Origin of the sequence: Pseudomonas sp. BRG-100, assembly GCF_000737955.1 — a bacterium.
Lineage (GTDB): Bacteria > Pseudomonadota > Gammaproteobacteria > Pseudomonadales > Pseudomonadaceae > Aquipseudomonas > Aquipseudomonas synxantha_A.
Window position 1 is genome coordinate 3,670,221 of the sequence record NZ_JPRX01000001.1, and the last position, 13,783, is coordinate 3,684,003.

A 13,783-nucleotide genomic window follows, 5' to 3' on the forward strand; every position below is an offset into this window, starting at 1 on the left:
CTTGAAGATGATTAGACGGCAACTTTGTGGTCGGTCAGGCCAGGACTGCTGACCCGGTAAATACCGATTTCGCCCAATAGATTGGGCCATAGCTTACTCGCCCAGCCGTGGCGGTGCTGTTGATCGACGGCAAGGCGGTTGATGACCTTGGCTTCACGCTCGCCACACAACGCTTCGAAGTCTTCGAAGGTGCAGAAGTGGATGTTGGGCGTGTTGTACCACGTGTACGGCAGGAAATCCGAGACCGGCATACGGCCCTTGGTGGCCAGGTACCAGCGGCAGCGCCAGTGGCCGAAATTGGGGAAAGTGATGATGCATTGGCGGCCAACGCGCAGCATTTCGTCGAGGATGCGGTCCGGGTAGTGCACCGCTTGCAGGGCCTGGGTCATCACCACGATATCGAAGCTGTTGCTGGCGAAGTTGCCCAGGCCCTTGTCCAGGTCCTGCTCGATTACGTTGATGCCCTTGGCCACGCACTGGGCGATGTTGTCCGGGTCGTTTTCCAGGCCGTAGCCGGTGACTTGCTTGTTGTCGCGCAGCCAGCTCAGCAGTTCGCCATCGCCGCAGCCCAGGTCGAGCACGCGGCTGCCGGCGGGGATCCAGTCTTGGATGATTTCCAGGTCGGCTCTCATGGCGTTCTCACAGTGCGATTCGGTTCATGTAGTTGCTAAAGGCCTGCAGGTAACGCGGGATCGGAATCAGGAAGGCGTCGTGGCCCTGCGGTGCATCGATCTCCAGGTAGCAGACGTCTTTTTTGGCGGCCATCAGCGCATCCACCAGCTCACGGGAGCGGGCCGGCGAGAAGCGCCAGTCGGTAGTGAATGACATCACGCAGAACTTGGCCGTGGCGTGCTCGAAGGTTTTCGCCAGGTCGTCGTCGTGGTTGGCCGCCGGGTCGAAGTAGTCCAGGGCCTTGGTCATCAACAGGTAGGTGTTGGCGTCAAAACGCCCGGAGAATTCTTCACCCTGATAGCGCAGGTAGCTTTCCACCTGGAACTCGACGCTGTGGAAGTCGTAGTTGAGCTTCTCGCTCTTGAGGCCGCGACCGAATTTTTCGCCCATGGAATCATCGGACAGGTAGGTGATATGCCCCACCATCCGCGCCAGCATCAGGCCGCGCTTGGGGATCACGCCGGCTTCCTGGAACGAACCGCCGTGGAACTCGGGGTCGGTGAGGATGGCCTGGCGTGCCACTTCGTTGAAGGCGATGTTTTGCGCCGACAGCTTGGGCGCCGAGGCGATAGCCAGGCAGTGGCGCACGCGGTCCGGGTAGCTGATGGTCCATTGCAGCGCCTGCATACCGCCCAGGCTGCCACCAATGACTGCGGCCCACTGGTGGATGCCCAGCAGGTCGGCCAGGCGTGCCTGGCTGTGTACCCAGTCTTCTACGGTCAACACCGGGAAGTCCGCGCCGAATGGCTTGCCGGTGTCCGGGTTGAGGCTGCTGGGGCCGGTGGAGCCATTGCAGCCGCCGAGGTTGTTGAGGCTGACCACGAAGAACTTGTTGGTGTCGATGGGCTTGCCGGGGCCGATGCAACTGTCCCACCAGCCGGGTTTGCGCTCGTCAACGCTGTGGAAACCGGCGGCGTGGTGGTGGCCGGACAGGGCGTGGCAGATCAGCACGGCGTTGCTCGCCGTGGCGTTCAGTTGGCCGTAGGTTTCGTAGATCAGGTCGTAGGCAGGCAACGAACGGCCGCAGGCCAGGGCCAGCGGTTCGCTGAAGTGCGCCACTTGAGGCACGACCAGTCCAACAGAATCGGGGGGGAAGGCAGCTGGCATCGACCCTGCTCTCGTTTAAATGAGGCGTAAGTCTAAAGAGCGGGGACCCTAGCGGCAAGCAATGGTCTGTACCAGTACGCAGATACAAAATGTGGGAAGGGTTGATGTGGGAGCCGGGCTTGCCCGCGATGCAGGCACCGCGGTTTCAGACACACCGAGGTGATGCTATCGCAGGCAAGCCAGCTCCCACACAAGCCAGCTCCTATAGGGGCTACGGCATTCAGATCAGGCCGAACAGCTCTTTGGGCATGTAGGCAAAGTACGCCAGGCGTGGAATCACCCAGCTTTGCAGCAGCTGAATCACGATAAACGCAAAGATCGGCGAGATATCCAGGCCACCCAGGTTCGGGATCAGGCGACGGAAGGGTGCCAGCACCGGTTCGGTGATCTGAGCCACCAGTTCGGCACCCGGGCTACGGCTACCGGGTGCGACCCACGAGAGAATCACGCTGATGATCATCGACCAGAAAATGATCTTCAGGAACAGCGAGAAAATACCGATCAGGCCCCACGGCAACAGCAGCACGGTGAACGCCTGGTAGCCGTTGAGCATCAGGATCACCACGAACAGCAGGATCTGCAGCAGCAACGCCAGCACCAGCGACGACATGTCCAGGCCGAACAGGCTCGGGATCACCCGGCGCAGTGGCTTGAGCAGCGGTTGGGTGGCCTTGACTACGAACTGGCACAACGGGTTGTAGAAGTTCGCCCGCACCAGTTGCAGGATAAAGCGCATCAGCACGATCAGCAGGTACAGGCTGCCCAAGGTCTGAATGATGAAAATGGCAGCGTCATTGATTCCGAGCATGTTTGATTACCTTGGTAAGGGACGACTATTTGCCCAGTTGCTCAGCCATCTCGGCCGAACGATGTGCCGCGGCACCCAGTGCTTTTTCCACCAGGGCCTCAAAGCCCCCGGCCTGGAACGATTCAATGGCGGCTTGCGTGGTGCCGCCCGGCGACGTTACCCGCCGGCGCAGTTCGGCGGCATCGACATCGCTGCCGACAGCCATTTTCGCGGCGCCCAGGGCCGTTTGCTCAGCCAGTTGTTCGGCAACCTCGTGGGGCAGGCCCAGCTTGACGCCAGCGGCGGTCATGGCCTCGATCAACAGGAAGAAGTAGGCCGGGCCGCTGCCGGAAACGGCGGTGACCGCATCCAGTTGCTGCTCCTGCTCCAGCCATACGGCAAGGCCCACCGCAGACAGCAACTCCTGAGCCTGGTCACGCTGCTGCGCGCTGACTTCAGCGGTGGCGTACAAACCGCTTACGCCCTGGCGCAGCAACGCTGGGGTATTGGGCATGCAACGTACGATCGGCTGGTCACCGAGCCAGGCTTTCATGCTGGCACAGGTGATGCCGGCGGCAATGGACACCACCAATTGATGCGGCTGCAGGCTTGGGCGCAGGCTTTCGCACACGGCCTTCATGGCCTGGGGCTTGACCGCCAGCACGATCACATCGACGCCGTGGATGGCTTCGGCGTTATCGGCAAAGGTTTCAATGCCGTGTTCGGCGCTGACCCGTTCGCGGGTTTCGTCACCCGGGTCGCTGGCGCGGATCTGTTCGGCGTCCAGGCCCTTGGCCCGCAGGCCACCGATCAGGCTGGCCGCCATGTTACCGGCGCCGATAAAGGCAATACGCGTGTTGCTCATGACAGGTCCTTATTTTCGAGGGAAGTCAGCCATTTTGCGGCTGGCCGTAGTCGCGGGCGCCAAACAGGGCGGTACCGATCCGCACCCAGGTGGCGCCTTGGGCGATGGCCGACTCAAGGTCATGGCTCATGCCCATGGAAAGTGTGTCCAGCGCCAGGTTCAAGCTGGCTTGCAGGTCGCGTACGCTGGCAAACGCCGCATCCTGTGCGGCCCGGTCTTTAGTCGGCTCGGGGATCGCCATCAGGCCGCGCAGCTTCAAGCGCGGCAGGGCGCTGATCGCGTTGGCCAGGGCTGGCAGGTCGGCCGGCGTACAGCCAGATTTGCTGGCCTCGCCACTGACATTGACCTGGATGCAGATATTCAGCGGCGGCAGGTCGGCCGGGCGTTGTTCGGACAGGCGTTGTGCGATTTTCAGGCGGTCCACAGAATGCACCCAAGCGAAGTTCTCGGCGATGGCGCGAGTCTTGTTCGATTGAATGGGGCCGATGAAGTGCCAACTCAAGGGCAGGTCGGTTAAATCCGCCTGTTTGCCCAAGGCTTCCTGCAGGTAGTTCTCGCCAAAATCGCGCATCCCGGCGGCATAGGCGTCGCGCACGGCTTGTGCGGGTTTGGTCTTGCTCACGGCCAGCAGGTGGATGCTGCTTGCGTCACGTTGCACGGCGTCGGCTGCGGCGCGGATGCGCTGGCTAACCAGGCCGATGTTGTCTGCTATCGTCGACATTCAAGATGCGCCCGTGGATATGGAGTCCGCGGCATTCTACTGGAAATGGAAAGCCCTATGGATATCACGCAATTGCTGACGGCCAGCGTAAGCCGTGGCGCCTGTGACCTGCATTTGTCGGCCGGCCTGGCGCCGATGGTGCGAGTCGATGGCGAGGTCTGGCCGATGGATGAGCCGGTGCTGAGCGCAGCGCAACTGGTCGATCTGGTGAGCCCTTTGTTGAATAAACACCAACAAAAGGATTTCGAAACATCTCTTGAAACGGATTTTGCCTTCGAATTGCCGGGAGTCGCACGCTTTCGGGCGAACGTGTTCCGCCAGAATCGCGGTATAGGCGCGGTGTTTCGTGCCATCCCGACCGAGGTCCAGAGCCTGGAAGACCTCGGGTTGGGCGAGGTATTCCAGCGTATGGCTCAGTTCCCCCGTGGCCTGGTGCTGGTCACCGGGCCTACGGGTTCGGGCAAGTCCACGACGCTGGCGGCGATGATCGATTATCTGAACCGGCACCGGCGCCAGCACATCCTCACGCTTGAAGATCCCATCGAATTTATCCACAGGCCGAAACTGGCCCTGATCACCCAACGCCAGGTGCACCGCGACACCCACAGCTTCTGCGTGGCCCTGCGCTCGGCCCTGAGGGAAGACCCGGATGTGATCCTGGTGGGCGAATTGCGCGACCTGGAAACCATCCGCCTGGCCTTGACGGCAGCTGAGACCGGGCATCTGGTGTTTGGCACCCTGCACACTTCATCGGCTGCAAAGACTGTAGACAGGCTGGTGGACGTCTTCCCGGCCGGGGAAAAGGCCATGGTCCGCTCGATGTTGTCGGAGTCGTTGCAGGCGGTGGTGTCTCAGGTACTGGTGAAGAAGGTCGGCGGCGGCCGTGTGGCCGCCCATGAAATCATGCTGGGCACGCCGGCGATTCGCAATCTGATCCGTGAGGACAAGGTGGCGCAGATGGTTTCGGCAATTCAGACCGGTGGCGCGTTGGGGATGAAGACGCTGGATATGAGTTTGAAGGCGTTGGTTGGCGCGGGGCTGGTCAGCCGGGAAGAGGCGCGGGAGAAAGCGAGGGTGCCTGCAGATATCTAAAACGCACAGATACTCATGTGGGAGCTGGCTTGCCTGCGATAGCGGGCTGTCAGGCGCTCTCTCTGCCAACTGACACACCGTCATCGCAGGCAAGCCAGCTCCCACATTTGATTGCATTTCAAATGGGGAGCTTCAGTGGCGCCTGGCTTAGCGCTGCACGATCCGCAGGTTGCTGTTCTGCTCTTTAGGCAGCACCCGCTTGGCAATCACGTAGTTCTTGTCCCAGAACGGCTTTTTCAGCGTGTCGATGCTCACCGACTTGCCACGACGCGGCGCGTGGATAAAACGGTCGTTGCCCAGGTAGATGGCAACGTGATTGACCTGGCGGCTCTTGAGCTTGAAGAACAACAAGTCTCCGGGCTTCAGGTCTTTGCGATCAACCTTCAAGCCGTGACCAGCCGCCATGGCGTTGGAGGTGCGTGGCAAATCCACCGCTTTTACATCGTTGAATGCATATTTAACCAGCCCGCTGCAGTCGAACCCTTTACTTGGGCTGCTGCCGCCCCAACGATAAGGAGTACCCAGCACGTTGACGGCACGGCTGAGGACGTTGCTGCTTTGCTTGGTGTTGACAGCCATCAGGCCGGGTGTTGCTTTACCGTGTGCCTTGCTCAGTTGAGTCGGGCGGTTGACGGTCAGCTTTACCGATTTGGCCTTGGTGGTTGTGCTGTGGACTTTAGGGGTGAAACCATTGACGTTCGGAAGTCGTTGCTCACGATTGGTGGCGTGGGCGGCCAGTGGCATTAATAGGCAGATGGTCAGCCATGTCTTGAAAAATGGTCGCATTAGGCGTGGCTCTTATGGGTTTGCGCGCAACTTTATAACAGCTTTTTGTGTCGTTCTCAGGCCGTTTGTCGACTGAACCTTGGGGTCAAATCCAGGAAAAACGCGACGAATTGCCGCAATTGTCCTACACAAGTCAGGTGGCATAAGGCTTTGAGGACAGGAAGATACCATTTGCCGTACGTCGGGCGCTCGTAAAAAAGTCACAAAGAAAATGAAAAAATTTATCTATCGAAGCAAAAGAGGTACTCCATGAACACCTATCAACAGGTTGGTCAGCAGCAAGATACCCATAGCAAGGTGATCGGTTACCTGCTGTGGATTTTCGGTTTTACCGGGGCGCATCGCTTTTATTACGGCAAACCCGTGACCGGCACGATCTGGTTTTTTACCTTCGGCCTGCTGGGCATTGGTTGGTTGATCGACGTATTCCTCATCCCGGCCATGGACCGTGAAGCCGACCTGCGTTTTACCGCCGGGCCTATCGAATACAACGTCGCGTGGATCCTGTTGGCGTTCCTGGGCCTGTTCGGTGTGCACCGTATGTACCAGGGCAAATGGATCACCGGCCTGATCTACCTGCTGACCGGCGGTTTGTTCCTGATTGGGGTGCTGTATGACTTCTGGACGTTGAATACGCAGATCTCGATCCGCAATGCCGAGCGCAATAACGGCCGCTGATCTCTCGGCCCTATAGAGAACAAAATGTGGGAGGGAGCAAGCCCCCTCCCACATTTTTTACTGCGCTCACTCTAGACCGGTTTCAGGCCTGGTAAGTGATCCGCCCATCCATCAAGGTGTACCGCACCGTCGCCGGCAGGCTGTGGCCAATGAACGGGCAGTTTTCACCCTTGGACAACCAATGCTCCCCTGCCACCGTCGAGCTGCCCAGGTCAAACAGCACCAGGTCCGCTGGCGAACCGACTTCAAGCTTGCCCGCCGGCAAGCGCAGAGCGTCGGCCGGGCCGGCGCTCAGGCGGGCCAATAGCGTCGGCAGGTCGAGCAAGCCGTCTTCCACCAAGGTCATTGCCAGCGGCAACAACAACTCCACGCTACTGATACCCGGCTCGGTCGCGCCAAATGGCGCCAACTTGGCGTCACGCTCGTGAGGCTGGTGATGGCTGGAAATCGCTGACACCACCCCCGACTTCACCGCCGCACGCAAACCGTCACGGTCGGCCTTGGTACGCAGTGGAGGCTGCACGTGATACAGGCTGGAGAAGTCGATCAGCGCCTCATCCGTCAGGATCAATTGGTACAGCGCCACATCCGCCGTCACCGGCAAGCCACGGGCCTGGGCCTGGGCGATCAGGGCAACGCCGCGGGCGCTGGTCAGCTGGCTGAAGTGTGCGCGTACGCCGCTTTGCTCCACCAGCAACAGGTCACGGGCCAGGGCCACGGTTTCGGCGGTTTCCGGGATGCCCGGCAGGCCGAGGAAGCTGGCGACTGCCCCTTCATGGGCCAGGCCGCCTTCGGCCAGGTCGCGGTCCTGGGAGTGGAAGATCACCGTCAGGTCGAAGGTGGCCGCGTATTCCAGGGCACGGCACAGCGTGCGGGTGCTGCGAAAACTTTCCAGGCCGTTGCTGAAGGCCACGCAACCGGCATCGCGCAGTGCGATCAGTTCGGCCAGTTGTTCGCCATCCAGGCCTTTGCTCAAGGCTCCGACGGGAAACACCTTGCAATTGCCGGCTTCACGGGCGCGGTCCAGGATCAGCTCGGTCACCGCCGAAGTGTCCAGCACCGGCTTGGTGTTCGGCGGGCAGCACAGGCTGGTCACGCCACCGGCCGCAGCGGCCTGGGTTTCGCTGTTGATGTTGCCTTTGCGGCTGTAGCCCGGCTCGCGCAGGGAGACGTTCAGGTCCACCAGCCCGGGTGCGGCCACCAGGCCCTTGGCGTCGATGCTTTCGATGGCGTTGAAGCCGGCAGGTGCGGCGCCAATGGCGATGATCTTGCCGGCGTCCAGATAAAGATCGGTAACTTGGTCCAGGCCACTGGCTGGATCGATGACTCGGGCGCCGAGAATGCTGAGCTTCACTGGGCCTGCTCCTGCTCGAATTGACGTTGCGCGGTCTGCCCGCTCATGGCCATGGACAGCACGGCCATGCGTACCGCGATGCCGTAGGTCACTTGGTTCAAGATCACCGACTGCGGGCCATCGGCCACCGCCGACTCAATCTCCACCCCGCGGTTGATCGGCCCCGGGTGCATCACGATGGCATCCGGCTTGGCCCCGGCCAAACGTGCGGTGGTCAGGCCGAACAGGCGGTAGAACTCGCCTTCGCTGGGCAGCAAGCCACCAGCCATGCGCTCGCGTTGCAGGCGCAGCATGATCACCACGTCCACATCCTTGAGGCCCTCGGCCATGTCGGTGTAGACCTTCACGCCATACTGTTCGATGCCGATGGGCAGCAGGGTTTTCGGCGCGATCACGCGGATATCCGGGCAGCCCAGGGCTTTGAGGGCCAGCATGTTCGAGCGTGCTACACGGGAGTGCAGGATGTCGCCGACGATGGCCACCGAGAGGTTTTCAAAGCTGCCCTTGTGCCGACGGATGGTGAGCATGTCGAGCATGCCCTGGGTCGGGTGGGCGTGGCGGCCGTCGCCGCCGTTGATGACCGCTACCTGCGGGCACACATGCTCGGCGATGAAGTGCGCGGCGCCGGAGTCGCCGTGGCGGACCACGAACATGTCGGCGGCCATGGCTTCGAGGTTGCGCAGGGTGTCGAGCAGGGTCTCGCCCTTGCTCGCCGACGAGGTGGACACGTTCAGCGTGATCACGTCGGCCGATAGCCGCTGGGCTGCCAGTTCAAAGGTGGTGCGGGTGCGGGTGGAGTTCTCGAAGAACACATTGCAGATAGTCTTGCCGCGCAGCAGCGGGACCTTCTTCACCGCGCGGCCGCCGACTTCAAGGAACGAGTCGGCGGTGTCGAGGATTTCGGTGAGCAGTTCGCGGGGCAAACCGTCGAGGGACAAGAAATGTTGCAACTGGCCCTGAGCATTGAGCTGCAGCGGGCGCTTGGCATCTAGAGGCGTCATCGCGGGGACTCTGTACAAGGCGGTTTAAAGGGCAAGGTCTTGCAGTTCGAGTTCGAGCGGCGTGGGACCGGACAATTTTACCCGCTGCCGGGCTTGCAAAGACAGTGTTGCACCTACGACATCCGGGCTGATCGGCAATTCGCCAGCGTCCAGGTCCAGCAGGCAGACCAACGTAATGCTGGCCGGGCGCCCGTAATCGAACAGTTCGTTCATGGCGGCGCGGATGGTACGGCCGCTCATCAGGACGTCATCGATCAGGATCAGGTGCTGGCCCTCAACCTCAAACGGCAGAGCCGAAGGCTGCACCTGTGGGTGCAGGCCGTTCTGGCTGAAGTCGTCGCGGTAGAAGGACACGTCCAGCGTACCCAGGGGCGAATCGCTGCCCAGTTCTTCCAGTAACGCCTGGGCTACCCAGACACCGCCGGTGCGGATGCCGATAAAGCGCGGTTCGCTGATGCCGCGGTGTTCCAGGTGCGCCTTGAGGCGTAATGCCATCTGGCTGATCAGTTCGGCGGGATTGGGCAGGCTCATGGGGGCTCCTTTTTAAGTGTGTAGGCGCAAGCTTGCTCGCGAAAAACTCATGGGTACCGCGTTCATCCAGCCTTCACGCGGTATCGTTAACGTTCTTCGCGGGCAAGCCCGCTCCCACAGGATCGCGGCGGGTCAGGATTCAAATAAAGCGGTGTTTTCATCCAGCCAACCCTGCAACAGCAAGGCGGCGGCGATGGCGTCCACGGGGTTGTCGCGGTAACTGCCCTTCTGCCCGCCGCGGTCACGACGCTCACCCTTGGCTTCAAAGGTGGTCAGGCGCTCATCGTGGGTATAGAAGGGCAGGTTGTAGCGGCCATTGAGGCGGCGCGCGAATTTTTCGGCGCGCAGGCACATGTCGCTGGGGGTGCCATCCATGTTCAGGGGCAGGCCGACCACCACAGCGTCGGGCTTCCACTCTTTGATAAGGGCTTCAACCTGGTTCCAGTCCGGTATGCCGTTCTGGGCCTTCAAGGTGCACAGCTCGCGGGCCTGGCCGGTAATAACCTGGCCGACCGCTACGCCGATCTGTTTAGTGCCGTAGTCAAAACCCAGGATCAGACGCAAGGCCATCAGGCGTGCCCCGCCTGGCTGGTCAACAGGCTGAGGTTGACCCGCAGCTTGGCGGCGGCAGCATCAAGGCGCAGTTCGCTGGCGGTGTTGAACAGGATGTCGGCGTCGAACGGGCAGGTCAGCCAGGCATTGCTCGCCAGCTCGGCCTCCAGTTGCCCGGCTTCCCAACCGGCGTAGCCCAGGGTAATCAGGCTTTGCTCAGGGCCGACGCCATCGGCGATCGCGAACAGCACGTCCTGAGACGTGGACAGTGACACGCCCTCAAGATCCACCGTGGCCTGGTATTGCGGCCCGGTGGGGTGCAACACAAAGCCGCGATCGGTCTGCACCGGCCCGCCGATATAGATCGGCACATCCTGGCAGCGGGTCGGTGGGTCGAGTTCCGGGCGCAATTGCTCAAGGATATCGGCCAGGCTCAGCTCCTGTGGACGGTTGACCACCAGCCCCATGGCACCATTGGCCGTGTGCTCGACGATATAGGTCAAGGTCTGCGCAAAGTTCGGGTCGGCCATATGGGGCATGGCGATCAGGAATTGGTGCTTGAGGTAGGTCGGGCTGACGTTTTTCATGTCCGCTAGTGTGGCGTTGGAGGGGCGAACTGACAAGTGTAGGAGCGGTGTCAGTTGCTGGACAGCCGGTCGCCCTTGGCAAACTTCCAGGTGCGGATGATTTCCAGGCGGTCCACGTCATTCAAGTCGCCGCTGAACGGCGCAAAAGGCGCGGCCAGGCGCACGATGCGCTGGGCGGCCTGGTCCAGCAGCGGTTGGCCGGAGGACTCCAGCACCTGCACTTCATAGAGCGAACCGTCACGGTTGATCGATACCAGCAAACGCAAGTTGCCATAAATCTGCTGACGCCGGGCTTCGTCCGGGTAATTGAGGTTGCCGATGCGCTCGACCTTCTTGCGCCACTCGTCTTTATACCAGGCGCCTTTGTCGCGCATGGTCGACGCGGCGTTCAGGCGGTAGATGCGCGGGCGCTTGGCATACAGCTGTTGTTCGTGGGCCAGTTCGGCTTCCAGGCTGGAAATTTCGTCGGACAGCGTCGAACTGTCGAAGGTTGGCGCGGGCTTCACCGGCTCGGGCTTGGGTTCAGTCCTGGTTTTTTCGCGCTGGGTCGGGGCCTTTTGCGGCTTGGGCGCAACGGTGGTCACGGCGGCCTTGGGCGTTGCCTGCTTGACCTCGGGCTTGGGCACCGGCGGCGGGGTGACCTTATTGACCTTGTTGTCCTGGAAGGGCGCTACTTCAGTGGTCTTGGGCACGGCTTTCTTGTCGAGCGTACCGCTGCCCTGCTGGTTGTCCTGGGCAAGAAAGTCGGCCTTTTCGGGCTTCTTCTCACTTTTGAACGTAGCGAGGGTGATTTCCAGGGTCTTGGTGATCTGCTTGGGCTCGACCATGGTGAAGCCCACGCCCAGCAACAAGGCGAGGTGAATCAATGCGGCGAGAAACAGGGTAAATCCGAGCCGATCAGCCGGGCGCACGCCTCTGTGGGTGAGTTCTGGGGGCAGATCGGACGGGAGTGTCATGACAAGAAAACCAACATCGCGCGTTTCACAGGTGGCGCATGATAACGCAATGTTGGTGTGTGTCCGGCTGTTCTATGTCACTTGGCTTGTAGCTTGCGCTCAATGGCGGCCATCAGCATTTCGCCGATGTTCGTGCCAAATGCATTGTCGATCTCGCGAATACAGGTAGGGCTGGTGACGTTGATTTCCGTGAGGTTCTCACCAATTACGTCGAGTCCGACAAACAGCAGACCTTTTTCGCGCAGGGTCGGGCCAACTTGAGCGGCGATCCAGCGGTCCTTGTCCGACAACGGCCGTGCTTCACCACGACCACCGGCCGCCAGGTTGCCACGGGTCTCGCCCGCTGCCGGGATGCGCGCCAGGCAGTAGTCCACCGGCTCGCCGTCGATCATCAGGATGCGCTTGTCGCCATCCTTGATCGCCGGCAGGTAAGCCTGGCCCATAATCTGCTGGGTGCCCAGCGCAGTCAGGGTTTCGAGGATCACCGACAGGTTCGGGTCGCCAGCGCGGTGGCGGAAGATCGAAGTGCCGCCCATGCCGTCCAGCGGTTTGAGGATCACATCGCCATGCTTGGCAGCGAATTCACGCAGTACATCGGCGCGGCGGCTGACCACGGTCGGCGGCGTGCACTGCGGGAACAGGGTGGCAAACAGCTTTTCATTGCAGTCGCGCAGGCTCTGCGGCTTGTTGACGATCAACACGCCAGCGCGTTCGGCCTGTTCCAGCAAGTAGGTGGAGTACACAAACTCCATGTCGAACGGCGGATCCTTGCGCATCAGGATCACATCGAGGTCGCTCAGGGGGCTGTCGATTTCATCCGAAAGCTCGAACCATTTCTCGGGGTTGGCGAATACCTGCAACGGACGCATCCGCGCCCGCGCCTCGCCGTCGCCCTGGTACAGGTCGCGCTGTTCCATATAGAACAACGTCCAGCCGCGGGCCTGGGCGGCCAGGAGCATGGCCAGCGAGCTGTCCTTTTTATAGGAAATGCTGGCGATAGGGTCCATGACAATGCCGACGCGAACGCTCATGGGGGGTTTCCTCTAGCAAATTAGGGCGCATAAAAGTGGCGTCAGAGTGGCGCTGTGGTTGTTGTGGGTCAAGGAAAAACCACCGGGTGGGTGCCTCGATAGATTGCGCCCGGAGACTGTGCTAAAAAGACTGCCACGGCGTAGCAGCCCTTGAATTCCAAGGCTTGCGGCGCTCATCCTGTGCAACATCAGGCAGTACACACCGAAAACCGATTCGCTGTGGCGATGGTAGAGCAGATATGGAACAGCATTCCAACGCCTTGAGAGTGATGGTGATCGACGATTCGAAAACGATCCGCCGCACCGCCGAGACACTGTTGAAGAACATGGGGTGCGAGGTCATCACCGCCATCGACGGTTTCGATGCCCTGGCGCGGATTGTGGATCATCACCCGCACATTATCTTTGTCGACATCATGATGCCGCGCCTGGATGGCTACCAGACCTGCGCCCTGGTGAAGAACAACCCGGCGTTCAAGGCGATCCCGGTGATCATGTTGTCCTCCAGGGATGGCCTGTTCGACAAGGCCAAGGGGCGCATCGTGGGTGTCGATCAATTTTTGACCAAGCCTTTCAGCAAGGAAGAACTGCTGGGTGCGATCAAGGCCTATGTGCCTGCCTTCGCCGCAGTAGAACAAGCACACTGACGCCACCTCACAAGGGCCGGCGCCGACCAATGTAGTGGGGAAAACCATGGCACGTGTTCTGATCGTCGACGACTCGCCGACCGAAATGTACAAACTGACCGGCATGCTGGAAAAGCACGGCCATCAAGTCCTGAAAGCCGAAAACGGCGCGGACGGCGTAGCGCTGGCTCGTCAGGAAAAGCCCGACGCCGTGTTGATGGACATCGTGATGCCGGGCCTCAACGGCTTCCAGGCCACCCGCCAGTTGTCCAAGGAGCCGGAAACCAACGGTATTCCGATCATCATCATCACCACCAAGGACCAGGAAACCGACAAGATCTGGGGTGCACGCCAGGGCGCCAAGGATTACCTGACCAAGCCGGTGGACGAAGACACACTGATCGCCACCCTGAACAAGGTACTGGCCGGCTAAAGGC

17 protein-coding genes are annotated in these 13,783 nt (G+C 60.9%); 4 read left to right on the forward strand and 13 right to left on the reverse strand.

Annotated elements, in window-relative coordinates; translation table 11 throughout:
- Positions 1–11 precede the first annotated feature (11 nt).
- The 5 genes from metW to JH25_RS11145 all read right to left on the reverse strand — a co-directional run bounded on the left by metW (position 12) and on the right by JH25_RS11145 (position 4,152).
- Positions 12–632 (reverse strand): methionine biosynthesis protein MetW, encoded by a 621-nt coding sequence (metW, locus tag JH25_RS11165; RefSeq protein WP_005792273.1) that lies wholly within the window; start codon positions 630–632, stop codon positions 12–14.
- Positions 633–639: 7 nt separating this feature from the next.
- Positions 640–1,779, reverse strand: coding sequence for a homoserine O-succinyltransferase MetX (gene metX, locus JH25_RS11160; protein WP_005792271.1), 1,140 nt, complete (start codon positions 1,777–1,779; stop codon positions 640–642).
- A gap of 220 nt (positions 1,780–1,999) precedes the next feature.
- A complete protein-coding gene (locus JH25_RS11155) occupies positions 2,000–2,587 on the reverse strand; it encodes a YggT family protein (protein ID WP_003195087.1) in 588 nt (195 codons plus the stop codon).
- A 25-nt stretch (positions 2,588–2,612) separates the two neighbouring features.
- Complete coding sequence (gene proC, locus JH25_RS11150) at positions 2,613–3,431, reverse strand: pyrroline-5-carboxylate reductase (RefSeq protein ID WP_032878928.1); 819 nt, start codon at positions 3,429–3,431, stop codon at positions 2,613–2,615.
- Between the two features lie 25 nt (positions 3,432–3,456).
- On the reverse strand, positions 3,457–4,152 hold the full coding sequence (locus tag JH25_RS11145; protein ID WP_032878930.1) for a YggS family pyridoxal phosphate-dependent enzyme: 696 nt from the start codon (positions 4,150–4,152) through the stop codon (positions 3,457–3,459).
- A gap of 57 nt (positions 4,153–4,209) precedes the next feature.
- On the opposite strand from JH25_RS11145, the gene JH25_RS11140 reads away from it, so the two are divergent.
- Complete coding sequence (locus JH25_RS11140; protein WP_032878931.1) at positions 4,210–5,244, forward strand: type IV pilus twitching motility protein PilT; 1,035 nt, start codon at positions 4,210–4,212, stop codon at positions 5,242–5,244.
- A gap of 147 nt (positions 5,245–5,391) precedes the next feature.
- Here the strand turns inward: JH25_RS11140 and JH25_RS11135 are convergent, their stop codons facing one another.
- Positions 5,392–6,030, reverse strand: coding sequence for a C40 family peptidase (locus tag JH25_RS11135; RefSeq protein ID WP_005792265.1), 639 nt, complete (start codon positions 6,028–6,030; stop codon positions 5,392–5,394).
- A 249-nt stretch (positions 6,031–6,279) separates the two neighbouring features.
- Between JH25_RS11135 and JH25_RS11130 the strand changes: the two genes are divergently transcribed.
- Positions 6,280–6,708, forward strand: coding sequence for an NINE protein (locus JH25_RS11130; protein ID WP_032878933.1), 429 nt, complete (start codon positions 6,280–6,282; stop codon positions 6,706–6,708).
- Between the two features lie 82 nt (positions 6,709–6,790).
- Here the strand turns inward: JH25_RS11130 and JH25_RS11125 are convergent, their stop codons facing one another.
- The 7 genes from JH25_RS11125 to gshB all read right to left on the reverse strand — a co-directional run bounded on the left by JH25_RS11125 (position 6,791) and on the right by gshB (position 12,720).
- Complete coding sequence (locus JH25_RS11125; RefSeq protein ID WP_032878934.1) at positions 6,791–8,062, reverse strand: dihydroorotase; 1,272 nt, start codon at positions 8,060–8,062, stop codon at positions 6,791–6,793.
- Positions 8,059–9,063 (reverse strand): aspartate carbamoyltransferase catalytic subunit, encoded by a 1,005-nt coding sequence (locus JH25_RS11120; protein WP_032878936.1) that lies wholly within the window; start codon positions 9,061–9,063, stop codon positions 8,059–8,061. Before JH25_RS11120 ends, JH25_RS11125 begins: the two co-directional genes overlap by 4 nt.
- 24 nt (positions 9,064–9,087) lie before the next feature.
- A complete protein-coding gene (pyrR, locus tag JH25_RS11115) occupies positions 9,088–9,594 on the reverse strand; it encodes a bifunctional pyr operon transcriptional regulator/uracil phosphoribosyltransferase PyrR (protein WP_005792260.1) in 507 nt (168 codons plus the stop codon).
- 132 nt (positions 9,595–9,726) lie between these two features.
- Positions 9,727–10,164, reverse strand: a complete 438-nt coding sequence (ruvX, locus tag JH25_RS11110; protein WP_005792259.1) for a Holliday junction resolvase RuvX — start codon at positions 10,162–10,164, stop codon at positions 9,727–9,729.
- Positions 10,164–10,733 carry a YqgE/AlgH family protein gene (locus JH25_RS11105; protein WP_005792257.1) on the reverse strand — a complete coding sequence of 190 codons (570 nt, stop codon included), beginning with the start codon at positions 10,731–10,733 and terminating at the stop codon, positions 10,164–10,166. The genes ruvX and JH25_RS11105 overlap by 1 nt, the downstream gene beginning before the upstream one ends.
- Positions 10,734–10,783: 50 nt before the next feature.
- Entirely contained in the window at positions 10,784–11,689 is a 906-nt protein-coding gene (locus JH25_RS11100; protein WP_032878937.1) for an energy transducer TonB, read from the reverse strand.
- Between the two features lie 77 nt (positions 11,690–11,766).
- Entirely contained in the window at positions 11,767–12,720 is a 954-nt protein-coding gene (gene gshB / locus JH25_RS11095) for a glutathione synthase (protein ID WP_005792255.1), read from the reverse strand.
- Positions 12,721–12,959: 239 nt separating this feature from the next.
- Here gshB and pilG point away from each other — a divergent pair, with 239 nt between their 5' ends.
- Positions 12,960–13,367: a twitching motility response regulator PilG gene (gene pilG / locus JH25_RS11090; RefSeq protein ID WP_005792254.1), complete on the forward strand. Its 408-nt coding sequence runs from the start codon at positions 12,960–12,962 to the stop codon at positions 13,365–13,367.
- Between the two features lie 46 nt (positions 13,368–13,413).
- Positions 13,414–13,779 carry a twitching motility response regulator PilH gene (gene pilH, locus JH25_RS11085; RefSeq protein ID WP_003234583.1) on the forward strand — a complete coding sequence of 122 codons (366 nt, stop codon included), beginning with the start codon at positions 13,414–13,416 and terminating at the stop codon, positions 13,777–13,779.
- The last annotated feature ends 4 nt before the right edge of the window (positions 13,780–13,783 follow it).